Origin of the sequence: Clostridium akagii DSM 12554 (genome assembly GCF_000686725.1) — a bacterium.
Lineage (GTDB): Bacteria > Bacillota > Clostridia > Clostridiales > Clostridiaceae > Clostridium_I > Clostridium_I akagii.
In genome coordinates, this window is sequence record NZ_JMLK01000012.1 from 139,817 (window position 1) to 164,124 (window position 24,308).

22 protein-coding genes are annotated in these 24,308 nt (G+C 31.8%); all 22 read right to left on the minus strand.

Features of this window, described 5'->3' with window-relative positions:
- Nucleotide 1: 1 nt before the first annotated feature.
- Nucleotides 2-2,008: a Stk1 family PASTA domain-containing Ser/Thr kinase gene (gene pknB, locus BR66_RS23365; protein WP_051624139.1), complete on the minus strand. Its 2,007-nt coding sequence runs from the start codon at nucleotides 2,006-2,008 to the stop codon at nucleotides 2-4.
- Nucleotide 2,009: 1 nt separating this feature from the next.
- Nucleotides 2,010-2,726, minus strand: a complete 717-nt coding sequence (locus tag BR66_RS0107390; protein ID WP_026882342.1) for a Stp1/IreP family PP2C-type Ser/Thr phosphatase — start codon at nucleotides 2,724-2,726, stop codon at nucleotides 2,010-2,012.
- A gap of 1 nt (nucleotide 2,727) precedes the next feature.
- A complete protein-coding gene (rlmN, locus tag BR66_RS0107395; RefSeq protein ID WP_026882343.1) occupies nucleotides 2,728-3,768 on the minus strand; it encodes a dual-specificity RNA methyltransferase RlmN in 1,041 nt (346 codons plus the stop codon).
- Nucleotide 3,769: 1 nt separating this feature from the next.
- Nucleotides 3,770-5,104, minus strand: coding sequence for a 16S rRNA (cytosine(967)-C(5))-methyltransferase RsmB (gene rsmB, locus BR66_RS0107400; RefSeq protein WP_026882344.1), 1,335 nt, complete (start codon nucleotides 5,102-5,104; stop codon nucleotides 3,770-3,772).
- 65 nt (nucleotides 5,105-5,169) lie between these two features.
- The gene (gene fmt, locus BR66_RS0107405; protein WP_035795728.1) at nucleotides 5,170-6,084 is read right to left on the minus strand and encodes a methionyl-tRNA formyltransferase; all 915 of its coding nucleotides are present in this window, start codon (nucleotides 6,082-6,084) and stop codon (nucleotides 5,170-5,172) included.
- 18 nt (nucleotides 6,085-6,102) lie between these two features.
- Nucleotides 6,103-6,552: a peptide deformylase gene (gene def / locus BR66_RS0107410; protein ID WP_026882346.1), complete on the minus strand. Its 450-nt coding sequence runs from the start codon at nucleotides 6,550-6,552 to the stop codon at nucleotides 6,103-6,105.
- Nucleotides 6,553-6,579: 27 nt separating this feature from the next.
- Nucleotides 6,580-8,781, minus strand: a complete 2,202-nt coding sequence (gene priA / locus BR66_RS0107415) for a primosomal protein N' (protein ID WP_026882347.1) — start codon at nucleotides 8,779-8,781, stop codon at nucleotides 6,580-6,582.
- A gap of 54 nt (nucleotides 8,782-8,835) precedes the next feature.
- Nucleotides 8,836-10,023 (minus strand): bifunctional phosphopantothenoylcysteine decarboxylase/phosphopantothenate--cysteine ligase CoaBC, encoded by a 1,188-nt coding sequence (gene coaBC / locus BR66_RS0107420; RefSeq protein ID WP_026882348.1) that lies wholly within the window; start codon nucleotides 10,021-10,023, stop codon nucleotides 8,836-8,838.
- A 1-nt stretch (nucleotide 10,024) separates the two neighbouring features.
- Nucleotides 10,025-10,246, minus strand: coding sequence for a DNA-directed RNA polymerase subunit omega (rpoZ, locus tag BR66_RS0107425; protein WP_026882349.1), 222 nt, complete (start codon nucleotides 10,244-10,246; stop codon nucleotides 10,025-10,027).
- Nucleotides 10,227-10,856, minus strand: a complete 630-nt coding sequence (gmk, locus tag BR66_RS0107430; protein WP_026882350.1) for a guanylate kinase — start codon at nucleotides 10,854-10,856, stop codon at nucleotides 10,227-10,229. Before gmk ends, rpoZ begins: the two co-directional genes overlap by 20 nt.
- Nucleotides 10,856-11,128 carry an extracellular matrix/biofilm regulator RemA gene (remA, locus tag BR66_RS0107435; RefSeq protein ID WP_026882351.1) on the minus strand — a complete coding sequence of 91 codons (273 nt, stop codon included), beginning with the start codon at nucleotides 11,126-11,128 and terminating at the stop codon, nucleotides 10,856-10,858. The genes gmk and remA overlap by 1 nt, the downstream gene beginning before the upstream one ends.
- Nucleotides 11,129-11,145: 17 nt before the next feature.
- The gene (locus tag BR66_RS0107440; protein WP_026882352.1) at nucleotides 11,146-12,027 is read right to left on the minus strand and encodes a YicC/YloC family endoribonuclease; all 882 of its coding nucleotides are present in this window, start codon (nucleotides 12,025-12,027) and stop codon (nucleotides 11,146-11,148) included.
- 314 nt (nucleotides 12,028-12,341) lie between these two features.
- Nucleotides 12,342-13,820, minus strand: coding sequence for a stage IV sporulation protein A (gene spoIVA, locus BR66_RS0107445; protein ID WP_026882353.1), 1,479 nt, complete (start codon nucleotides 13,818-13,820; stop codon nucleotides 12,342-12,344).
- Nucleotides 13,821-13,985: 165 nt separating this feature from the next.
- Nucleotides 13,986-14,981, minus strand: a complete 996-nt coding sequence (locus BR66_RS0107450) for an NAD(P)H-dependent glycerol-3-phosphate dehydrogenase (RefSeq protein WP_026882354.1) — start codon at nucleotides 14,979-14,981, stop codon at nucleotides 13,986-13,988.
- A gap of 1 nt (nucleotide 14,982) precedes the next feature.
- The gene (gene der / locus BR66_RS0107455) at nucleotides 14,983-16,299 is read right to left on the minus strand and encodes a ribosome biogenesis GTPase Der (protein WP_026882355.1); all 1,317 of its coding nucleotides are present in this window, start codon (nucleotides 16,297-16,299) and stop codon (nucleotides 14,983-14,985) included.
- Nucleotides 16,300-17,619: a DUF512 domain-containing protein gene (locus BR66_RS0107460; protein ID WP_026882356.1), complete on the minus strand. Its 1,320-nt coding sequence runs from the start codon at nucleotides 17,617-17,619 to the stop codon at nucleotides 16,300-16,302. It abuts the gene before it with no gap.
- A gap of 154 nt (nucleotides 17,620-17,773) precedes the next feature.
- Nucleotides 17,774-18,430 carry a phosphate signaling complex protein PhoU gene (gene phoU / locus BR66_RS0107465; RefSeq protein WP_026882357.1) on the minus strand — a complete coding sequence of 219 codons (657 nt, stop codon included), beginning with the start codon at nucleotides 18,428-18,430 and terminating at the stop codon, nucleotides 17,774-17,776.
- A 29-nt stretch (nucleotides 18,431-18,459) separates the two neighbouring features.
- Nucleotides 18,460-19,209 (minus strand): phosphate ABC transporter ATP-binding protein PstB, encoded by a 750-nt coding sequence (gene pstB / locus BR66_RS0107470; RefSeq protein ID WP_026882358.1) that lies wholly within the window; start codon nucleotides 19,207-19,209, stop codon nucleotides 18,460-18,462.
- A 12-nt stretch (nucleotides 19,210-19,221) separates the two neighbouring features.
- Nucleotides 19,222-20,106, minus strand: a complete 885-nt coding sequence (gene pstA / locus BR66_RS0107475) for a phosphate ABC transporter permease PstA (RefSeq protein ID WP_026882359.1) — start codon at nucleotides 20,104-20,106, stop codon at nucleotides 19,222-19,224.
- Nucleotides 20,106-20,996 carry a phosphate ABC transporter permease subunit PstC gene (pstC, locus tag BR66_RS0107480; RefSeq protein ID WP_026882360.1) on the minus strand — a complete coding sequence of 297 codons (891 nt, stop codon included), beginning with the start codon at nucleotides 20,994-20,996 and terminating at the stop codon, nucleotides 20,106-20,108. The genes pstA and pstC overlap by 1 nt, the downstream gene beginning before the upstream one ends.
- A 67-nt stretch (nucleotides 20,997-21,063) precedes the next feature.
- Nucleotides 21,064-21,990: a phosphate ABC transporter substrate-binding protein gene (locus tag BR66_RS0107485; RefSeq protein ID WP_026882361.1), complete on the minus strand. Its 927-nt coding sequence runs from the start codon at nucleotides 21,988-21,990 to the stop codon at nucleotides 21,064-21,066.
- 123 nt (nucleotides 21,991-22,113) lie between these two features.
- Nucleotides 22,114-24,273 (minus strand): methyl-accepting chemotaxis protein, encoded by a 2,160-nt coding sequence (locus tag BR66_RS0107490; RefSeq protein ID WP_242841127.1) that lies wholly within the window; start codon nucleotides 24,271-24,273, stop codon nucleotides 22,114-22,116.
- Nucleotides 24,274-24,308: the final 35 nt, after the last annotated feature.

A 24,308-nucleotide genomic window follows, 5' to 3' on the forward strand; every position in this document is an offset into this window, starting at 1 on the left:
TTTATTTTGTTGGTGGTGTTGTAGTATTTGTGTCATTGGCTGCTGGTGCTGTATATGTTCCATACATTGTTACTGTAATTGTTGATCCTTTTGTTTGCTTTCCACTCTTATCTTGACTTTGAACAGTATTACTTTGTGCTTGCGTAGTTGCTGTAGCGTTTGTAGGGTTAATGCTCATATTAAATCCTTGGCCCTTTAAAGTAGCTAGTGCAACACTTTGTGTCTGACCTACTACACTTGGGACATTTGCAGTATTATCAACATATTGGTTAACTATAATTATAACCATTGACTGTTGTTTTACACTGCTTCCTGGTGCTAAATCTTGACTTGCAACTTTGTTATCAAGACTATTATCTGCAGTTTGAACTGTATTTATGGTGTAGTTAAGTCCTGCTTTACTTAAAGCATCAATTGCCTGTTCCTTTGACTTATTTCTAACGTCCGGTACAGTTGACATCTTAATCGCTGGTCCAGAACTTACCACTAGGTCAATTGCAGCACCTTTAGCTGCACCTGCGCCATCTGCTGGATTATCCCTTATTATATAGCCCGACTGAACGGTATCACTATTTTCATAGCTAACATTACCAAGAGTAAAACCTGAAGATGTAATTGATTGTTTTGCACTAGTTAAATCAGTGCCTATAAGTGGTGGTACTGTAACCTCCGCAGGTCCTGCACTTATGGTTACCCTTATTTCATCACCATTACTAACTTTACTGCCCACAGCTGGATAACAATCTATTACTTGTCCTTTAGGTTTATCACTGCTTTTTGTATCTGCTACAGTAAATTTAAGTCCTTTACCTGTGATAAGTGTTTTTGCCGCTGACTGCTGAATTCCTACTATATTGGGAACAGTAAGTGTTCCAGTGGTATTGCTGCTTTGACTTTTTGAACCTCCCATTCCAATTGTATAACCAATAACAACTACTGCGCCCAGGACAATTATAGCAAGTAGTACAGCAATCATAGTTTTGGTTTTTTTAGAAATAGAACTTTTTTTTGTTTTAGGCTCCTGAATCTCATCTATTGGCAATTCTTTATCTTCTGGCTCTTCAAGTTCTTCTCTCTTTTTTATATTTTCAATATCAGATGGTTTAAAAAAAGTTGTATCACTTATTGGGTCCATTACCCTTGTAAACTCATTATTTGAAGAATTACTTGTAAAGTCCGTATTTAGATTGCTAGAGAAATTATCTAGACTATCAATGAGTTCTTTAGCACTCTGATATCTATTAATTGGATCTTTGTCCATAGCTTTAAGTACTATATTGTTTAATGATATAGGTATTTCATTATTAAGATTTATTGGAGGTACAGGCTTTTCTTGAATCTGTTTTAATGCTATAGAAACCGCTGTTTCTCCATCAAAAGGCAATTTACCAGTTAACATTTCATATAACACTATTCCTAGAGAATATATATCAGTCCTAGCATCAACATGCATACCCTTCGCCTGCTCAGGAGAAAGATATTGTGCTGAACCCATAACCTTTTCAGTTCTAATAATTGTTGCTGAATCTGCAGCCTTCGCTATACCAAAGTCAGTAACCTTTAGTACTCCTTCTTTTGTAACCATAACATTATGAGGTTTTATATCTCTATGTATAATTTTATTTTTATGGGCGCAATCAAGTGCAGAGGCTATTTGTCTACATTTGTTTACTGCATCCTTATAATCAAGTTTTCCATTTTCAGTGATTACCTGCTTAAGTGTTTTCCCATCAATATATTCCTGTATTATATAATTTATATTTTCTTCTGTTTCTATATCATATATATTTACAATATTATTATTTGACAAACTAGCCACAGCATAAGCTTCACGTTTAAACTTTTCCACAAATTCCATATCGGCGGACAAATCATCCTTTAATACCTTAACCGCAACTAATCTATTTAGAATATGACATTTTGCCTTAAATACTACGGCACTACCACCCTCGCCAATTTTCTCAAGAATTTCATATCTATTATTTAATAGCATCCCAACTTCAACCATCTTAGCACTTCCTTTCAAAAATAATTACGGATATATTATCGGTGCTTCCTTTTAATTTACTAAGTTCGATAAGTTGACATGCGGCATCTACATTATTGTTTTTAATGGCTATGTCGTATATCTCATTTTTATTTACAGAGTTTGTGAGCCCATCCGTGCATAAAACTACTTTATCTATTTTTTCTAAATCAATAGGGAACAAATCCACTTCTACAGAAATATTAGTTCCTAGAGCCCTTGTTATAATATTTTTGTTTGGGTGGTTAATTGCTTGTTCTTCAGTGATTGAACCCGAATCCACTAGTTGCTGAACAAGAGAATGATCTTTTGTAATCTTTTTTATACCATCTTCATTTATTACAAAACAACTACTGTCTCCAACGTTAGCAATTATTGCTTTATTCTGATTAATTAGACATGCCGTAATTGTAGTTCCCATGCCCGTTGTATTTGAATCACTTAATGCGTGGTCATAAATTTTTTTATTTGCAAATTTAATTGCATTACTTAAAACACTACCAGGATCATCAAATTGAGTTTCACCACTTGCATACTCAATGACTGATTCCACTGCTAGTTTGCTAGCTATTTCTCCAGCATTATGCCCGCCCATACCATCTGCCACAACATATAGTCTTTTTTTATCATCCTCGATTAAGCCTAAATAATCTTCATTTAATTTTCTAACAAGTCCAATGTCTGATAACATCCCCACCATGTTAGCACCCCTCTTCTATACTATTAATAAAACTTTTTCTAAGTTGACCACAAGCTGCATTAATATCGCTTCCCATTTCTTTTCTTATAGTATTGTTCACACCCACTAAGCTTAGCACATTACTAAAATCATCCATGGTTTTATTTGAAGGTTTTTGAAATTCGCTTTCAGTAACACTATTCACGGGTATTAAATTAACATGACACAATAGGCCTTTAAGAAGATTGCCTAATTTTCTTGCGTTATTTTCATTGTCGTTTATACCTTTTACAAGTGAATACTCAAAGGTAATCCTCTTTCCAGTCTTTTCTATATAATAGTTGCATGCACTTATTAGCTCTTCTATACTATATTTGCTAGCAATAGGCATCAAACTTTTTCGTTCTTCATCTGTAGGTGCATGTAGTGAAATTGCTAAAGTTATCTGCAAATTCAAATCTGCAAGTTCGTATATCTTAGGAACTATACCACAAGTGGATAATGTTATATGCCTTTGTCCAATATTAAGTCCATACTCAGCATTAGAAAGTTCTAGGAACTTTAATACATTTTCATAATTATCTAAAGGTTCCCCACTCCCCATAAGAACTACATTTGAAATTCTCTTTTTAACAATGCTTTGAACCTTTAATATTTGTGCTAAAATCTCACCAGAAGTTAAATTCCGAATCATACCTCCAATTGTAGATGCACAAAATTTACAGCCCATTTTACAACCAACTTGAGTGGAAACACAAATGGAGTTTCCATAACTATATTCCATTTCCACACATTCTATTACATTTCCATCTGCATATTCAAATAAGAATTTTTTTGTAGCGCTATCAATAGAATCGTATATTCTTCTTACTTTTGGAATACCTATATAAAATGCTTTTTCTAATTTTATTTTTGTACTCTTCGGAATATTATTCATTTTCTCAAATTCAAAGGCTTCGTTGTATATCCAGTCGAATACCTGTTTTGCCCTGAATTCTTTTTCTCCATTTACCTTCATCCATAACTTAAGTTCTGATAAATTATAATCCAATATATTAATCACTTTAACACCTACCATGCTTTCTTAATTTACATATAAAAAAACCATCCATATATTTATTTGGTATTATAGTTACTGATCCACTCTTATTATACATTATATTTGGTGCTTTACCAAAATACAAAGGTTCTATTTCAAAATCTTTATGTATATTTAAAAACCAATTTAAATTATCTTCGTTTTCTTCTTTATTAAGCGTACAAGTAGAATACATAAGAACGCCATGCTTTTTTACATATTTCGCAGATGTCTCCATTATATCTCTTTGAAGTTTTAATATATCTCGCAGGTTTCTTTCGCTTTTAGTCCATTTTATTTCAGGTTTTTTTCGGATTAACCCAAGTCCTGAACATGGAACATCAATTAGAACTCTATCTGCAACCTCATAAAATTTTTCATCATATTTGCTACTGTCCATCTCAGTTAATTTAATATTTGTTATGCCTAGTCTCCCAGCATTTGAACCAATCAATCTCAATTTGTTTTTATGAATATCAAAAGCAGTAACTTTACCTGTGTTGTTCATTATTTCTGAAATGTGCGTAGTTTTACCACCTGGAGCGCTGCACATATCAAAAACAATCATATTATCCGTAAGTTCCATGGAAGGTGCCACAAGCATAGCGCTTTCATCTTGAACGGTTATATACCCACTAATAAATGACTTGTTGTGTTCAATGTTTTTTCCTTTAATTATTGTTATAGCCTCAGGGCTTGCATAACCTTCTTCAACAGAAAATCCATCCGTTTTAAGCCTTTCAATTGCCTTATCATAACTAGTCTTAAGCACGTTGACTCTAGCTGATACTGTTGGTACTTCATTACTACCCTGCATGATTTCCATTGCTTTTTCATTTCCATATTGTTTTATAAAAAGCTCTGCCATCCATGGCAAAAAAGAATACTGAAAACAAATTTTTTCTATTTCCTTTTCACCTATAAAATTTGCATCTTTTTGTCTAAGATAATTTCTAAGAACACCGTTTATAAATTTAGAGGCACCTATACCATTTAATTTTTTTATTATGTCTACAGCTTCGTTTACTACAGCAAATTCAGGGACTTTAGTCAAATATTTAATTTGGTATATGGATGCTCTTAACATATTGAGTACAGAAATATCCAATTTAATTAGGTCTCTATTTATAAAAAACATAAGTATCTTGTCAATAGTATATTTATACTTTAATGTACCATACACTATTTCAGTGACTAGTGCCCTGTCTTTTTCATTTAAATCAGACTCATTGATAGATTTACTTAATAATATATTAGAATAAGCACCTTCACCTATAACACCATTTAAAACATTCAAAGCTACGACTCTACATTTATCCATTCAATTACCTCAATTTCAATTTTAATTTATTCACTTTTAAGTATGCTAATAACTATTTTACAAATCTAAACAAGTACGGTTTCTTCTTCTATATCATTTCCTCTTATATAGTCTTCCACATTCATAGCTTTTTTACCTGGAAATTGAATGACATTTATGAGCAAACTTCCTTCTTTGCATGCCACTAGTATTCCCATTTTATCTGCTTTTAAGACTGTACCTGGAACCTTTTTAGAATCCACGTCCATAGATTTCGCCTTATGGATTTTCATGATATTACCTTTATAGCTAGTGTATGCTAATGGATTTGGATTCAAACCCTTTATTAAATTTTCAATTTTTTTACTTGCTGAGTTCCAAATTATTTTCCCTGTGTTTTTTGTAATCATTGGCGCATAATTTGAAAGCTCATCTTTCTGCTTTTCTGGCTCTATAATTCCTTTGGAATATTTATCAATTGTTTCTACAAGAAGATCCGCACCCTTATTCCTAAGAATGTGGTATAAATCCCCTGCTGTCATTTCTTCAGTTATTTCCACCTGCTGTCGTAATAACATATCACCAGTGTCAAGTCCTACACCCATTAACATAGTAGTATTACCAGCAAACTTTTCACCGTTTATAATTGCCCAATTTATAGGAGCTGCTCCCCTGAGTTTTGGAAGTAAAGATGCATGTAGATTTATGCAAGCATATTTAGGAATATCTAATATTTCTTTTGATAAAATTTGTCCATAAGCAACTACAATTATAAAGTCAGGTTTTATTTTTCTAATTTTATCTATGATTTCTGATTCATTTTTGATCTTTACAGGCTGATAAACCTTAATATTACTTTGAAGTGCTACTTCCTTTACAGGGGACGCACACATTTTTTTGCCTCTTCCTTTTGGTTTGTCAGGTTGAGTAAATACAGCCTTAACATTATAATTTTCTATAACTTTCTTTAGGGATGGCACTGAAAAATCCGGTGTACCCATAAATATTATATCCAATTATTATTCATCTCCTTTTAATGCCTTATCGATGAATAATACTCCAAAGAGATGATCTATTTCATGGCAAATCGCCCTAGCAAGTAGTTCTTCTCCTTCAATTATAATTTCTTCACCTTTTTCATTTAATGCTTTTGCTTTTACATAGTTTGGTCTTTCAACTTCTTCTTCTCTACCAGGTATACTTAGACAACCTTCTTCATCTATTTGAGATCCACTTGTTTCAAGTATTTCTGGGTTTATTAAAACAATAGGCCCTTCACCTACATCTATAACCACGAGTCTCTTTAATACTCCAACCTGAGGTGCAGCAAGTCCTACACCATGAGCATTGTACATCGTTTCTTTCATATCATCAATTAAAGTTAAAATTCTTTTGTTTATTACCTCTATTTTTCTGCTCTTCTTTCTGAGCAAATCATCGCCTAAAGTTCTTATTTCTCTTAATGCCATATTAATTACCTCCTAATAACTTTCCACCTATAATAAACTAGTTGGATTAATGTCCATATTTACTCTAATATTATTATAATCATTTTTTATTCCATCATAAACAATTTTTTTTATGTCATTTGAAAATTTGCTGTTAAAATTACCTTTTAAAATAATTTGCCACCTATACATTTCCTTTATTTTAGAAATAGAACAGGGACATGGTCCTAACATTTTAATATTACTACACTTTTGTAAAATGTCTTTTAACAATATACCAATATTCTGTATATTTTTGATTAATAAGCTTTCAAACTTACTACTCAAATTTATTAATAATATATTTTTAAATGGAGGGTAATCCATCAATTTTCTCATCTGTATTTCTTCTTTATAAAACCCTTGATAATCATTTTCTGAAGCTGCAATTATGGCACTGCTACTTGGATCATAGGTTTGTATTATTACTTTGCCTGGTTTTGATCCCCTGCCAGCTCTCCCGGAAACCTGATTGATTAGCTGAAAAGTCCTCTCATTGGCTCTATAATCTGGTAAATTCAAAGATAAATCTGCAGCTATAACCCCAACTAATGTTACATTCTTAAAATCCAAACCTTTTGCAACCATTTGTGTACCAATCAATATATCAGCATCACCATTTTTAAATATATTATATATGTGCTCAAAAGAATTTTTACCTCTTGTTGTATCGTAATCCATTCGTATTGTTTTAGCATCAGGGAATGTTTTCCAAACCTCATGTTCTATTTTTTCAGTTCCTACTCCAAAATACTTAACATATTTGCTAGCACATTTTGGGCAAGTAGCGCTTAAACTTTTAACACTACCACAATAATGACATATAAGTTTTTTGCTATCGCTATGGTATGTAAGAGCTATATCACAATGCTCACACTTGAACACATAACCACATTTTCTGCAGGATACGAAAGTGGAGTGTCCTCTCCTATTTATAAATAAAATTATCTGCTCTTTTTTTTCTAGCACTGTAGTAATTTCCTGTTTTAAAACTCCACTAAACATTGATCTATTATCATTTAAGAGTTCCTCTCTCATGTCAACAATAGTAGCAGAAGGAAGTTTTGCTCCATCGGCCCTCTCATTTAATTCGATTAGCTCAATCTCTTTATTTTCACATTTATAATAAGTTTCTATGGATGGAGTGGCAGAACCTAAAACCAATTTACAATCTTCTAAGTCCGCTTTCATCATAGCTACATCTATAGCATTATATTTAGGAGTTACATCTGATTTATAACTTAACTCATGCTCTTCATCTATTATAATTATTCCTAAATTTGAAAATGGTAAAAACAGTGCTGATCTTGCGCCAACAGCAACCTTGACCTTTTTGCTTTTAACCCTTAACCACTCATCATACCTTTCGCCTTGAGATAACCTACTGTGAAATACGGCTATATTTTTTCCGAATCTTCCTTTAAATCTTTCAATCATCTGTGGGGTTAATGCTATCTCTGGAACTAAAACTATGGCCTCTTTGCCTTTGTCTATCATTAGACTTACTAGTTGCATATATATTTCAGTTTTTCCACTACCAGTAATACCATGAATGAGAAATTTATTGTTTTTATCATTCATTATTTTTTGAGTTGCAGATTTTTGGCTAACATTAAGTTTTCTTTCACTATAATTTTCATAAACTCTTTCATTAAATCTATCTACTATTTTAACATCATAAGTTAAAAATCCATACTTAACCAATGTATTAATTGAAGACAATGACACATTAAATTTTTTGCTAAGCTCACTTTTAGTGTATATTCCATCATTATCACTTACAATTGTATATATGTTTTCATATGGATCTTTATGGTATTTACCAGAAAGTTCGCATTTTAAAGAAACCACGTTTTTAACCTTTTGATTCATTCCTCGTGTGATTCCTGTTGGCATTATTAGTTTAATACAATCTAGATAAGTACACATATATTTTTCACGCATTAATGTTATAAGCTTAATATCATTTTCACTAATTACTGTAAAATCATCGCAGATTGATATAATTTCTTTGATGTTACTTATATTTTCACAGTTTTCAAAAAGTTCAACTATAAATCCGTCAACTACCCTATTACCCCTGCCAAAGGGCACCTTTACCCTAAGTCCTAGCTTTATAGAACTTACAATAGTTTCAGCAATTTTATAAGTAAATACTCTGTCAACTTTTGAAGATTCATTATTAATAACAACTCCAGCAAATTTAAGCACTAAATCACCCTTTTACCCATGAAAATATAGGAATTACAGAAACAGAAAGCGCATTTAGCGCTTTCTGTTTAATAAGTTAAATAATTCTCTGGCAACTGCTTTTTTAGGCATCTTTTCTAATTTGAAAATTTCACCATGATTACTTAAAATGGTAACTAAATTATCATTACTTGAAAAGCCAGTGTCTTTTTCTGTAATATCATTTGCAACTATATAATCTAAATTTTTATTAGCTATTTTTTTCTTAGCATTTTCTAATAAATCATTACTTTCTGCAGCAAATCCAATCAATACCTGATCTTTTTTTCTCTCACCTAAGGTTTTTAGAATATCAATATCTCTTTCAAACTCTAGTACTAAAGAATTCTCCGACTTTTTTATTTTGTTTTCGGAATAAACTTTGGCTTTATAATCAGCTACAGCAGCCGCCTTAATAACAATATCACTATTATCAAATTCTAGTAAAACTGCATTATACATTTCTTCATTTGTAATGACTTTTATAAGTTTAATTCCAAAAGGAGCGTCCAAGTCGCAGGGACCTGATACTAATGTTACTTCTGCCCCTCTATCTCTGGCCTCTTCTGCTATAGCATAACCCATTTTTCCAGAAGATCTATTACTTATAAACCTCACAGGATCAATGGGTGAAACCGTTGGTCCAGCTGTCACTAATATCTTTTTACCCGCCATATCCTTAATATCATAAAGTAAACTGATTACTACCTGTGAAATATATTCAGTGTCAGGTAGTTTTCCTATTCCCTCATCTCCACATGCAAGTCTACCACTGCTAGGCTCTATGAATTTATACCCATATTGTTTTAGTTTTTTTATATTATCTTGCACAATAGGATTCATGTACATATTAGTGTTCATAGCCGGTGCAAAAAGCACTGGTGCCTTAGTTGCCATAATCGTAGTTGAAAGCATATCATCTGCAATACCATTTGCTATTTTTCCAATTACATTAGCTGTAGCTGGCACAATGAGCATCAAATCTGCTTTTTTTGCAAGAGAAATATGCTGTATTTCAAAAGCTTTTGGTTCTTCAAACATATCACAAATTACTTGATTTTGGCTTAGGCTCTGAAAACTAAGTGGTGTTACAAACTCAGTTGAAGATTTACTCATTATTACATGAACATTATAATTTTTCTTTTTAAGGCGACTCACAACATCTAGTGCTTTATAAGCAGCTATTCCACCACATACACATACAATTACTGTTTTTGAAGACATTTTACTTTATCCCTTCAATGGTAGGATCTGTGAAATCAAATTTTCCTTCATAGAATTCGTTAATTGCTATTGTAAGTGGTTTAGTTATATCGCTATCTATAAGTGGTCTTGATCCTGATATTATTTGTCTAGCCCTCATTGCTGTTATAACCACAACAGAATATTTGTCTACACCTATTCGTACTAAGTCTACTATTGATGGATTAATCATAGAATCTTTCATGTATTATACCCTCCTTTGAATCTAAAATCTTGTCTTTCATTCTATCTACTCTGCATCTCTCTGCAACTATGATACTTTCTATTTTGCTAACTGCTTCTTCTACTGTATCATTTATTACAGCATAATTATATTTTGACACATAATTAACCTCTTTATAAGCTGCCTTAAATCTGGTTACTAACGATTCAGCTGTTTCACTGCCTCTTCCTATAATTCTCTTTTTTAATTCTTCCATAGATGGTGGTAAAATAAAGATAAATATACCTTCTGGATAATTTTCTTTAACTTTTAATGCCCCTTGAATATCTATTTCCAAGATCACATTTTCGCCTTTTTCAATTTTTTCTATGGCACTAGATTTTGGTGTTCCATAAAAATTACCATAGACCTCTGCATATTCTAAGAAATCATCATTTTTTATTTTTGTTTTAAACTGATCTTTGGTTATGTAATGGTAGCTTTGTTCAGGAATTTCACCTTTCCGTGGCTCCCTAGTAGTGGCCGATACTGATAGCCAAAATTTTTGCCTATTTAATAAAGCTTTACAAATGGTACCTTTTCCTGCTCCGGATGGGCCTGATAATACTATCAACAGTCCTTTATCCGCCATTATTCTTCTACCTCATCTGTAGCATCTTCTTCCTTAGAAGATAATCTGTTTGCTACAGTTTCCGGTTGAACTGCTGAAAGTATTACATGATCGCTGTCTGTAATTATAACAGCTCTAGTTCTCCTTCCATAAGTTGCATCTACAAGCATCCCTCTATCTCTTGCTTCTTGTATTATTCTCTTAATAGGTGCAGATTCTGGACTAACAATTGCAACTAATCTATTAGCTGAAACTATGTTTCCAAATCCTATATTTATTAATCTTATTCCCACTTTTTTTCCTCCTATAATCACTCTATATTTTGTATTTGTTCTCTAATCTTCTCAATCTCATTTTTAATATCCAAGACTATATGAATCACATTTACATCGTTTGCCTTAGATGCAATAGTGTTTGCTTCTCTATTCATTTCTTGTACAATGAAATCCAATTTTCTTCCAATAGGCTTTGAAATATTTATACTTTCACTTACCTGTGCTAGGTGACTTTTAAGCCTTACAATTTCTTCATCAATACAAGCCTTATCACTAAATATGGCAACTTCCATTGCTAGTCTGTTTTCATCAATTAGGCTTTTATCTGAAATAAGGTCATTTATCCTAGTATTTAGCTTTTCCCTATAATGGTCAATAGAATGAATGGATTTTTCTTCAACTAAATCAACTAATTCTTTTATTACACTACATTTAGTTTCAATATCACTTTTTAGTGCTGTTCCTTCTTTTTGTCTCATTGAGATTAACATTTCTAAGGCACCTTTTAATGGATCTTTTAAAATACCCCAAATGCTTTCTATGTCTTCATCTTGCTCTTCCACAGTTATTACATCTTGAAATTTAGAAATCAACGAAAGCGATATATTATCATTTATATCGTACATTTCTTTTATTTCATTTAGACATTTTACATAACTGTCACACAGGTTTCTATTCAATACTACCTTTGAATTTTCCGTTTCTAAAATTGTTTGTGTTATGTATATATCTACTTTTCCCCTGCTTATGTTCTCTTGAACCATTTTCCTTATCCTGTCTTCAAGGGCTAACAAACTTCTTGGCATTTTAATATTCAAATCCAGGTACCTATGGTTTACACTCCTTATCTCTACTGTAAAGTTTCTTACTTTTGATTCACAAAATTCTCTACCATATCCTGTCATACTGTTTACCATAGTAAATCATCCTTCCATAAGTGACACCAATAAATTTATACTTTTTATTATACATACTTTATACATAAAAATTCAAGTACAATGTTTTGCCATTACTGATTATATCATATTTTTAAACATTTTATAGGACTTTTCTTTTATTTCTTTAGTGTTTACTCCATATTTATGTGTTTTACTATAAATTATCCTTCTAAATAATGTTTATTGGTACTTCTTGTCACTTAGCCAAATTTAAAATTAAGAGTTAACAGCTAATAGGATCATTAACTGTTAACTCTTAATTTATTAAGCCATTAAATTGTCTAGTACTTAGGTTAAAGTATTATGCATATTAGCCCACCGTTACCTTCATTAATGATTTTTTCCAAAGTTTTCTGAATCTTTACTTGCACATCATCTGGCATTTTAAATAATTTTTTTTGCAGACCCTCTTTAACTACGAGATCAAATGATTTGCCAAACATATTACTTTCCCAAATTTTAGCTGGATCACTTTCAAATTCCTCTAGCAGTGATTTTACTAGCTCTTCACTTTCCCTTTCATTTCCCATAATAGGTGATATTTCTGTTTCTATATCAGCCCTAATAAAATGGAATGACGGTGCACTTGCCCTTAACTTCAGTTCATACCTAGAACCATTTTTAACTATTTTGGGTTCTTCAAGCTTCATTTCTGAAAGTTGTGGTGCGACAAGACCATATCCTGTCTCTCTTACTTCTCTTAGTGCCTGAGATACTCTATCATATTCCACCTTAGCACCATGATATTCCCTCATTGTATTTAAAAGCTGGCTTTCACCCGAAATATCAGTATCGCAATATTCACTTAACACTTTATAAAATATTCCTTTATGAGGTAATAATGTAATACGTGCAGTTCCATCTCCCATATTCATCTCATCTATTTTTAGAGAATCAATAAAATCAGCATTAGTAAACCCGTCCAAAGTCTTTTTTATGTCCCTAGCTTTATTAATACTTTTGCACATATTTTTCACAAGTTCCCAATAATTATTTTTAAGCCAGTGCTTTGATTCTAACTTTTCGATCCATTCCGGAACATCTATGTTTATTTCCTTAATTGGGAACTCTTTTAAAACTCTATTAAAAATATCCGATATATCACTTTGCTCCATATTAAGAACATCCATTATTTGTACAGGAACATCATATTTAGTTTCCATATTGCTTGCAAGTTCTATTGTTTCTGGAGCGTTAGTATTGGCAGAATTCAGTAATATAACAAATGGTTTATTAATAGATTTAAGCTCACTAACGACTCTTTCTTCCGCATCAACATATTCATCCCTAGGTATATCAGTGATGCTTCCATCTGTAGTTACCATTAATCCGATGGTAGAATGTTCATTAATTACTTTTTTTGTCCCTATTTCTGCTGCTTCTTCAAAGGGTATTTCATGATCATACCAAGGAGTACTTACCATTTTATCCCGTTCTCCTTCTTTATAGCCAAGTGCACCTTTAACTATATATCCCACACAATCAACCATTCTAACCTTAAATTTTATTCCTTCGCCAAATTTTATTTCTACAGCTTCATTTGGAACAAATTTAGGTTCTGTGGTATGAATGGACTTGCCAGATCCACTTTGAGGCAATTCATCTTTAGCCCTTTCCTTTTTATAAGAATTCTCTATGTTTGGAATAACCATGAGATCCATAAATCTTTTTATAAATGTTGATTTACCGGTCCTGACAGGTCCTACAACACCAACATAAATATCGCCTTGAGTTCTTTCAGCAATGTCTTTGTATATATCAAAATTATCCAAAATATATCCTCCCATATATTATTTGACGATATATATATATTAATTAGATTACATTATTATTACTAAAATATCATTATGCCACAATAATATTAATTTTACATAAAAAACACCATATTTACTAATGACTAAATAGTAAATATGGTGTTTTATGTATTAAGAAATATTCTAGTACATCTCATTTTTTTTGTCTCTATTCATAAGGGAATGAGCTGCTTCTTTTATATCCTTATTTTTAAATAGTATCTTATAAAGTTCATCAGTTATTGGCATAGAAACACCTAGTTTTTCTTTTAATTCATAAAATGCCTGGCAAGCTGCAACTCCTTCAACTACCATTCCTATGTTCTTACAAGCTTCATCCACTGGTATGCCTTTACCAATCTGAATTCCTGCTCTTCTATTCCTGCTGTGAAGACTTGTGCATGTAACTATTAAATCTCCCATTCCAGTAAGTCCAAAGAATGTTTCCTGCTTACCGCCAAGAAGTGTTCCAATCTTAATTATTTCACTCATACCACGTGTCATAAGTGCGGCCCTGGTATTATCTCCATAACCAAGCCCATCACAAATTCCACATGTAAGTGCAATTATATTTTTTACTGCTCCGCCTATTTCCACACCTATTAAGTCATCATTAGTGTATACTCTGAAATATTTTGACATAAAAAGATCCTGAACTTTGCCAGCATACTCCATTTCTTTAGAACTAACTACAACTGTAGTTGGAATATTACGAGAAACTTCCTCGGCGTGACTTGGTCCTAACAATACCACCACTGGATTAAATGGTGCTTCTTGTTGTATAACTTCTGATAATCTTAGATTTGTTTCTTCTTCAATCCCTTTAGCTAATGAAATCAGAACCTGATCTTTTTTTAATTTATCACTTATAAGTTTGCATACACTCCTTATTGAATAGGAGGGAACTGCTAGAACTATATACTGGCTTCCTTTAATAGCTTCATCTATGTCACTAGTAATAATAACGTTACTTGGAATAGTTATATCAGGCAAATATTTTTTATTAATTCGATCCTTTTTAATCCTATCTACCTCATCTTTGTTTCTACCCCATATTGTTACATTATGCCCACAGCTAGCCAGTAATATTCCAAGGGAAGTTCCAAAACTTCCAATGCCAAGGAAAGTTACTCTTTTCATTTTATTCCTTCCTTTCTCTGAATATAAGTTTTATACCCGTTCCGCTAAAATCGAAACTCTCTCTTAATTTATTTGCTAAATATCGTTCATAAGAAAAATGAAGTGAGGTTTGGTTTTTAACAAAGAAAACAAATGTTGGTGGTTTAGCTCCAACCTGAGTAACATAAAATATTTTTAATCTTCTAAGTGCAATAACTGGTGGTTCTTTCATTAGCACTGCCTTACTTATTACATCATTTAAAACACCAGTAGAGATTCTTCTTGAGTAGTTAGTGTAACACTCCTTAGCCATGTCTAAAACTTTACCTGCTCTTTGTCCTGTTAGCGCAGAAATAAATATATATGGTGCATATGCCATAAATGATAATTTATATTGAAGTATTCTTTTTGTATTTATCATTGTTTTATCATCTTTTTCAATAAGATCCCATTTATTAACAACAACCATTATTGCCTTGTTAAGTTCATGAGCATATCCTATGATTTTTTCATCTTGATCACTAAGTTCTTCTGTAGCATCTACCATTAGTATGCAAACATCGGCTCTTTCTATAGCTGCAAGAGTTCTAATAACACTATATCTTTCAATTTCTTCTTTTACTTTACTTTTTCTTCTGATTCCAGCAGTATCAATTAATGTAAATTTACCAATGCTTGTTTCCAAATGGCTATCAATTGCATCCCTTGTTGTTCCTGGAACATCACTGACAATAACCCTGTCTTCTCCTAGTAGTTTATTAATTAGAGATGACTTTCCAACGTTTGGTTTTCCAACAAAGGCTATATTAATAACATCATCATCTTCATTTGCATTATGTAATTCACTAAAATGTCCAACTACAACATCTAGCATATCACCAAGACCTAACCCCTGGGTTGAAGATATAGTTACAGGCTCCCCAATTCCTAAATTATAAAATTCATAGGCATTTTGCTCATCTGACAGATTATCTATTTTATTTACAACAAGTACAACTGGTTTTCCTGATTTTCTTAGCATAAGTGCAACTTCATTGTCAGCATCAGTAAGTCCTTGTTTTCCGTCTACTATGAATATTATTACACCAGCAGTTTCTATTGCTATTTGCGCCTGTCTTCTCATTTGAGCTACAATGGCATCTTGACTCTCAGGCTCTATACCACCTGTATCTATTATTGTAAATACATTATTTAACCACTCTGCTTCTGCATAGATTCTATCTCTTGTAACACCTGGTGTATCTTGAACAATAGAAATCCTCTTTCCTGCTAACTTATTAAACAAAGTTGATTTTCCAACATTAGGTCTACCAACTATTGCAACTATGGGTTTTGCCATTTAATTATCCTCCTCAGAATATTCGTTTATGATTTGGACTAAATCGTCTCCCGTATAATCACAAACTAAAACTTTTGTATTTAAATTTTTTTCTACATCTTTTATTGTTATATCATCTAAAAATATTTCTGTTCCAGATTTCAGCATATTGCCAGGTAAAATCATATGCTTAGAAATACCCTTACCTTTAAGCTGATCTATAATATCCGTAGCTGTTAAAAGCCCTGCAACAGTTATAGTCTCCCCGAAATATCTATTTAAAATCATAACAACATCTATAGTTATTTTATGATTTTTTGATGATATCTTTTCAGCAGCTGCTTTAATTTCTTTATAGGCAGACGAACCTGTAATTAATGTAAATTCACCTTTTCTTTTACCATCCAATGTACTAAGAGACTTTTCAATGTTGTCTCTAAATATCCTTATCATACCTATTCCATCTTCAAGTTGATCAAAGTCTTTATAAAAAGTTTTATCAGGTACATCCATTTTAGCAACAACATAAAATTCATCAGAAAGCCTTATAAAAGGTGAACCTATTTTTTTTATAAATTCATCTTGCATTTTGCTAGCTAACATAAGCTGCGCACTAGCAGATTTCTCATTATATATTTCCATAGAGAATAGACCTTCCCTATACTTTGTTATACCTACTGGTACTGCTGCTACGTTTTTAATGTATGGATAAAATTTATATAAATCCAGTACTGTACGCTTTAATTCATTTCCATCATTTACTCCTGGACACATTACAATTTGGCAATTCATATTAATTTTGCCCTTAGCTAGCTTTTCTAGTCTCTCAATAATGTTACCAGCGAACCTGTTGTTTAACATTTTTACCCTTAGATTTGGATTTGTAGTATGGACCGAAACATTGATTGGGCTTATTTTATATTTAATAATTCTGTCTATATCCTCATCTGTTAAATTTGTTAAAGTAACAAAGTTACCTTGTAGAAATGAAAGCCTAGAATCATCATCCTTAAAATATAAAGGTTTACGCATTCCTTTTGGCAACTGATCAATAAAACAGAATATACAATTATTTTTACAACTTTTTGCTTCGTCCATAATTTGGTCCTTAAACTCTATACCAAAGTTTTCATCAAAATCTTTTTCAACTTCAAGCTCCCAAATTTCATTAATATTAACTTTTTCTAGCTCTATCACTACATAATCATCTGACATCAAAAATCTATAATCAAGTATATCTGTAACTTCCGTACCATTAATACTTATTATTCTATCGCCTATTTCAATACCCAATTCTTCTGCAATACTTCCTTTATCTACCTTTAAAATTTCATTTTTCATACTTACTCTCCTAAATAAGCCATGTAACAGTTTTTTACCTACCATTATGTAATATACATTAATAAAAAAGTTTAGTCAAGAATACAAAAAAAATAAAACTCCCTTTTAGCTAGTGTAAAAAGGAGTTTTTATGAAGTAAAAGAAGTTTTTGCTACTATTCATTTAAATCGATTTGCTCACCAGTTACAAGATATATAGTGGATTCACATATATTAGTAGTGTGATCAGCTATTCTCTCCAAGTATTTGCATATTAAAATATATTGAGTTGCTTGGTTTATAGTTTTAGGGTCTTCCATCATCATTAGCAATAAATCACTAAAAACCTGTTTGTAAATATAATCAACTTCATCATCTTTTTTGCATATTTCATAGGCTCTTTCAACATCAGCATTTACGTATGCATCTAGAGACTCTCTTATCATTTCTCTAACAATACTTGCCATTTTAGGAATATCCAAAAGTGCTTTAATAGGTTTTTCATTTTTTATACGTTTTGTAACTTTAGCTATATCAACTGCATGATCTGCCATTCTCTCTAAATCTGTTACTATTTTAGTAGTTGTAAATATGTTTCTAAGATCAATAGCCAACGGGTGTTGCAATGCTATTAGCCTTATTGCCTTACTTTCAATGTCTTTTTGCATATCATCAACAATGTCATCATTATCTATAACTTTTCTAGCTAATGCCTCATCTTGATTAACCAATGATTCAATAGACTGAAATAATTGTTTTTCAGCCATACTTCCCATTCTTAGTAAATCAACATGAAGTTCTTCTAAATGCGAGTCAAAAATTTTTCTTGGCATAATTATTCACCTCCAGGGAATCTATTTTATCAACCAAATCTACCTGTTATATAATCTTCTGTTCTTTTATCCAATGGCTTATAAAAAATATTTTCTGTTTTTCCACTTTCAACTACTTCACCATTTAAGAAGAATGCAGTATAATCAGAAATTCTTCCAGCCTGTTGCATATTATGAGTTACAATTATTACTGTATATTTCTTTTTAAATTCATCCATTAATTCTTCAACCTTCAAAGTTGATATAGGGTCTAGAGCTGACGTAGGTTCGTCCATAAGAATTACTTCTGGCTCAACTGCTAGTGTTCTTGCTATACATAACCTTTGCTGTTGTCCACCTGATAAACCAAGTGCACTTTTCTTAAGTCTATCTTTTACCTCGTCCCAAAGTGCTCCATCCCTAAGGCTTCTTTCAACTATTTCATCAAGTTGTACTCTATTTTTTATTCCATGTATTCTTGGCCCATAAGCTATATTATCATAAATAGACATTGGAAAAGGATTAGCTTTTTGAAACACCATTCCGATACGTTTTCTCAGCTCAATAACATCATAATCTTTATATATATTCTTATCTTCAAAAAATACTTCTCCATCAATTTTTACTGTTTCAATTAAATCGTTCATTCTATTGATTGTCCTTATAAATGTGGATTTCCCACAACCAGATGGTCCAATCAAAGAAGTTACAGAGTTTTTTTCTATATCAAGACTAATGTTTTTTAGTGCTTGAGCATTTCCATAAAATAAATTCAACTTATTTGTTCTGACTATTCCCACTTAAGCTCCCCCTTACTTTCCACTGTATGCTTTATATAATTTATTTCCAATAAACCTTGCTAAAAAGTTAAATAATAATACCATTATTACAAGTACCGCCGACGAACCTGTTGCTATTTTTGAAGCATCCGGTACCATTCCTTCAGAATTCAACTTCCAAATATGCACTGCAAGGGTTTCTGCTGGTCTAAAAAGACTGAAAGGTGACATCTTATTTGTCAAGCTTATATTATTATAATTTAAAGCTGGTGTACTCATACCTGAAGTATATAAAAGTGCTGCTGCCTCTCCAAACACTCTTCCTGCTGCCAAAATTATACCTGTTAATATTTGTGGCATGGCAGATGGTAATATTACTTTTTTAATTGTTTGCCATTCAGTTGAACCTAACCCTAAACTAGCTTCTTTAACTTTTGACGATGCTGCTGTTATTGCATTTTCACTAACCCTTGCCATGGATGGCAAATTTATAACTGCTATTGCAAGTGACCCTGCAAGTATTGTATATTGCCAGTGTGTCATATTAACAAATACCAAAAGTCCAAATAGACCTACTACGATGGAAGGAAGTGATGCCATCGTTTCAATACATAATCTAATAAAATCAAGTATCTTGCCTTGCTTTCCATATTGTGATAAATAAATTCCTGCTCCTATTCCAATAGGCACCGTTATTATAAGCGAAATAAATAACATATAAAACGAATTAAATAACTGTGGCCCAATACCCCCACCAGCTTGATCTACTAATGAATCACTAGTTAAAAAATGTAGATTAAGTGAGTCTCTACCATTATATATGATATACCCAATAAATCCAACTAATAATACTACTATTAGCATTGAAATTATATAGAGTACCACTGTTGCTATTTTGTCCCAAGTTTTAGCATTCATTACCTCTCACCTCGTCTACCAATTAATCTTATTATAATAATAAACATAAATGATATCAATAATAACAATAATGCCAATGACCATAATGCATCATTTGCAGGTGTACCATCAGCAGTATTTGCCATACTCATAGTTAATATACTTGTCAATGTAATTGTTGGTTTAGTTAAACCGGATACAAATTTAAAACTATTACCAATAACCATTTGTACTGCCAGTGCCTCACCCATAGCTCTTGCAAGACCAAGAACAATACCAGTTAATATTCCATTTTTACACGCTGGAACAACAACCTTATATATAGTTTGCCACCTTGTAGCACCGAGACCATAAGAAGCTTCAATATAATCATGGGGAATAGTTTTAATCGCATCAGAAGCCAAGCTAGCAATAGTTGGTAATATCATTATACTTAATACTATCATACCTGCCATTAAGCTAAAGCCCATCCCACCAAAACATTTTTTAATAAAAGGTACTAGTACGATTACTCCAACCCATCCATATACTACTGAAGGAATTCCAACAAATAATTCTAGTGCTGGCTGTAATACTTTCCTACCTAATTTAGGCGATATTAAATTCATGAAAATTGCTAGTCCTATACTTATAGGTGCACTTATTATAACAGCTCCAAGTGAAACTATTACCGAACCTACTATAAAAAATGCTGTTCCAAGCAAAGGTTTTGTTGCATCTGGTTGCCATTTAGAACTAAACAAAAAATCCACTATTGAGTAGTGATCATGTGTAAACGTTCTAATTCCTTTGGAAGCCACAAAAAAAATTATTGTTAGTGTTAAAGCCACTAATAATAATCCACAAAATGTAGCATATCCTTTACCTATGTACTCTGTCCTGAATTTTCTCCAAAAACTTCTCTTCTCCATATAATCAACCTCAAACAATTTATTAAGACACAAGACCAGCTGCAAGCAGCCAGTCTATTAGTCAGTTTTATTTAAAATCACTCATTGGTATATAACCTTGTTTAGTAATTTGTGGTTTGAAACTAGCACTCATCATATAGTCAATCAATGCTTTTGATACTCCAGTTGCTACTCCCTTTGTATACATATGTTCATATGACCAGAATATATATTTACTACTAGTTGGTGTTTTGCTAGTAATTATATTTTTAGTAGTAGCTTCAACTCCATCAATTTTAACTGCGTTTATATCAGCCTTAACTGCATCAGTTAAATATGATAGTGCTAAATAACTTACACTTCCAGGTGTTTGTTTCATGGAAGTTGCAACTGCACCACTTGAATCCTGAGTCATTCCCAAATCATCTTTTTCTGCTTTTCCTGCCATTACAGTATTCTTAAATGTAACTCTTGTACCTGAACCACTTGGTCTATGGATTACATTTATTGCTAAATCTTTACCGCCAACATCTTTCCAGTTTTTAACTACTCCCATAAAGATATCTTGAATTTGAGCTTTTGTTAAGTTAGTAACACCAGCATCCTTTGTTGTTACTACAGCAAATCCAGTAGCACAAACTTGGTGATCTTTTAACTCTGCAATTTTAGTAGCATCTGTTAATTTTTCTTTTGCAAAAATATCTGAATCTCCAATTTGTACAGCACCTTGGCTTACTTGAGTAAGACCAGTACCACTACCGCCACCTTGTACTGATACAGTAGCATCTGGGTTTTGTACTGTAAATGATTTTTGTGCAGCGTCCACTAGTGGTAGAAGTGCAGTAGATCCTGAAGCTGTAATTGACCCTGAAACTGTTGTTTTTGTATCTGCTCCGTTTGTTTTGTTCCCCGCCGTATTGTTAGAAGCCGTTGAACTTCCACATCCTGCAAATAACCCAGCCATAACGGCTATCGATGCTGCAATTACAGCAAATTTCACTTTTTTACTTTTCATAATAAAGTTACCCTCCATTCAAAATACGAAACTTATATATTTGTTTTTACCAACAGTTACATTCTAACAGCTCAAAGTTAATCAAATATTATACTCATGTTAAGATATGTTAACATTGTAACTTTACACTGTGAATTTGTCTATACTATTGGCCATTTTTTCACTATTAGTATGCATACTTTCTAGCATATCATACATATCTTTTGTATTTTCATATTTTTCTGATGCAATTCCACTTACAACAGCTATAGTATTATTAAATTCTTCGTAGGAATTTTTAATTTTTGTTAATCTTTCTGACACGAAATAATTTTCTTCATTTAGCATTCCAATACTTTTATATGCATCATTCATATAATTAACAATAGCTTCAGAGGACTTTAACATCTTAGCATAGTTATCTATACTATTATTTACAATTTTAAACTGACGAGTGGTGGTGTTATTTACTTGCTCTATTTTTTCTTGCACATTAAACATATCAGAATTTAATGCTGCTAAAATTTCATCTATTTTTTCCATTTGATAAGATACGTTTTGAGATAATTTTTTAATTTCACCTGCAACAACTCCAAATCCTTTTCCAACTTCCCCATTTCTCCCTGCTTCAATGGCTGCATTTATAGAAAGGATATGAGTCTGCCTTGATATTTGAGTTACTGTTTTTCCTACCTCTGCAATATTTAAAAGGTTTATTTTTAGTTTGTCAAATGAACTATTTGCATCACTCAATCTTGCGTTTGTTTCTAAGTTTATATCTTTTAACTCATTCACGGTTTCAAGTCCGTCATTGTTTATATCCTTAATAAAAACTGCTTCCTTAAGAACTTTTTCAGATTGTAATTTTATATTTTCAGATTTATCCTTTACCGCATCAAAAAAATTGAAACTACTTTCCACCGCATTAAAAATTCTAACTGTATCCCTCTCAATAACCTCGGTGTTTTCATCCACTGATTTCATACCTAATACAATGCTACTATAGGAGTCTTTAATTCCTACATTAATCCTTAAAAAATCATCACTGTACCCTTTAATCTCCCATAGAAGATTTTTCAAGCTGCCTGCCATGATGTTAAAATTATAGCTGAGAGTACCAATTTCGTCCATATTATGTATTGTATTTGTAACCGTTAGATTTCCCTTTGATATTTCTTTAGTATTTTTTATCAGTAGGTTCATAGGTTTAAATATGGTTTTTATTATTAAATTTAAAATTATAATGATTAAAATTATTAATAATATACCTATTACTAAAATAGACAGTCCTATGATTTTAGGTGCACTTTCAATTTCTCCTTGCTTTACTGTAAGAACTATAAGTGCTTTCAATTGTGGTACGCTTGTACAATTAGCATAATACCTCACATTGTCTTTAGTGTATTTAAGTATCATTGAATTCCCAGAATTCATAAATTTATTATTTTTTGATAATTGATCTATTTCTTTCAGTTTATCTTTTTTATTAATATCCATTTTATCGGGACTGTATATTATACTTTGAGAATCATCAACTATGAATATATATCCGCTATTTAAAAATTTAAACTTATCAAAAGTGCTTGAAAAATAATCTGTAAATACATTTTTTCCAACAGTACCAATTATATTCCCCTTTGCATCTTTAATAGGTTGCAGAAAAGTTACTACTGGTTTAATAGATATCACTGATGTGTACACATTACTCATCACAGGATTGCCACTTAATAATGCCTGCTTCATGTAATCATGAGTGCTAAGGTCAAATCTCTGAAAATCATCATTGCTACAAGCAATAGTGAAACCTTTTTTATCCGTAACAAATATATTTTCATCATATTTATTTAAACCTGCAATTTTTTTGAGTTTATTTCTAAGATTACTAATATCACTAGCATAATTGTTTTCAATAGAATCATCCGTACTATTAGAAATTTGAGCAAGGACTTTATTAACGTCATTATCTACGGAAATCTGTTTTGCATCATTTTTTTCACCATCAATCAGTGTATTAAAATTATTATAAATTTGCGTAGAAACAGTTTTCATGTTGTCATTGCTCATATTAAACATACTATTATAAGTTATTATGTAAATGAATGCACCGATAAAAATCATACCTATTACTACTAGTATAGACACACTTGATACTATTTTCAGTGAAATAGAATCTTTGAATTTTGATACCAAATGCAAATGTTCCGATTTTTTTTTCATTGCAGATATTATGTGTGCAAAATAGTCTTTATATTTTCGAACTATACCTAAATCTTTCATCTTTTTCTTCATCTTTTTTTTCATCATCCACTGCTCCTTCAACTCAAAAGTATGTTAATCTT

What these genes read in the sequence shown, in the direction of transcription:
- pknB (WP_051624139.1), bottom strand. Translation starts at nt 2,008, where the DNA reads ATGGTTGAAGTTGGGATGCTATTAAATAATAGATATGAAATTCTTGAG.
- BR66_RS0107390 (WP_026882342.1), bottom strand. Translation starts at nt 2,726, where the DNA reads ATGGTGGGGATGTTATCAGACATTGGACTTGTTAGAAAATTAAATGAA.
- rsmB (WP_026882344.1), bottom strand. Translation starts at nt 5,104, where the DNA reads ATGGATAAATGTAGAGTCGTAGCTTTGAATGTTTTAAATGGTGTTATA.
- fmt (WP_035795728.1), bottom strand. Translation starts at nt 6,084, where the DNA reads ATGGGTACACCGGATTTTTCAGTGCCATCCCTAAAGAAAGTTATAGAA.
- def (WP_026882346.1), bottom strand. Translation starts at nt 6,552, where the DNA reads ATGGCATTAAGAGAAATAAGAACTTTAGGCGATGATTTGCTCAGAAAG.
- coaBC (WP_026882348.1), bottom strand. Translation starts at nt 10,023, where the DNA reads ATGTCTTCAAAAACAGTAATTGTATGTGTATGTGGTGGAATAGCTGCT.
- rpoZ (WP_026882349.1), bottom strand. Translation starts at nt 10,246, where the DNA reads ATGAAAGATTCTATGATTAATCCATCAATAGTAGACTTAGTACGAATA.
- gmk (WP_026882350.1), bottom strand. Translation starts at nt 10,856, where the DNA reads ATGGCGGATAAAGGACTGTTGATAGTATTATCAGGCCCATCCGGAGCA.
- BR66_RS0107440 (WP_026882352.1), bottom strand. Translation starts at nt 12,027, where the DNA reads ATGGTAAACAGTATGACAGGATATGGTAGAGAATTTTGTGAATCAAAA.
- BR66_RS0107450 (WP_026882354.1), bottom strand. Translation starts at nt 14,981, where the DNA reads ATGAAAAGAGTAACTTTCCTTGGCATTGGAAGTTTTGGAACTTCCCTT.
- der (WP_026882355.1), bottom strand. Translation starts at nt 16,299, where the DNA reads ATGGCAAAACCCATAGTTGCAATAGTTGGTAGACCTAATGTTGGAAAA.
- BR66_RS0107460 (WP_026882356.1), bottom strand. Translation starts at nt 17,619, where the DNA reads ATGAAAAATGAAATTTTAAAGGTAGATAAAGGAAGTATTGCAGAAGAA.
- phoU (WP_026882357.1), bottom strand. Translation starts at nt 18,430, where the DNA reads ATGCCAAGAAAAATTTTTGACTCGCATTTAGAAGAACTTCATGTTGAT.
- pstA (WP_026882359.1), bottom strand. Translation starts at nt 20,106, where the DNA reads ATGAATGCTAAAACTTGGGACAAAATAGCAACAGTGGTACTCTATATA.
- pstC (WP_026882360.1), bottom strand. Translation starts at nt 20,996, where the DNA reads ATGGAGAAGAGAAGTTTTTGGAGAAAATTCAGGACAGAGTACATAGGT.
- BR66_RS0107485 (WP_026882361.1), bottom strand. Translation starts at nt 21,990, where the DNA reads ATGAAAAGTAAAAAAGTGAAATTTGCTGTAATTGCAGCATCGATAGCC.
- BR66_RS0107490 (WP_242841127.1), bottom strand. Translation starts at nt 24,273, where the DNA reads ATGATGAAAAAAAAGATGAAGAAAAAGATGAAAGATTTAGGTATAGTT.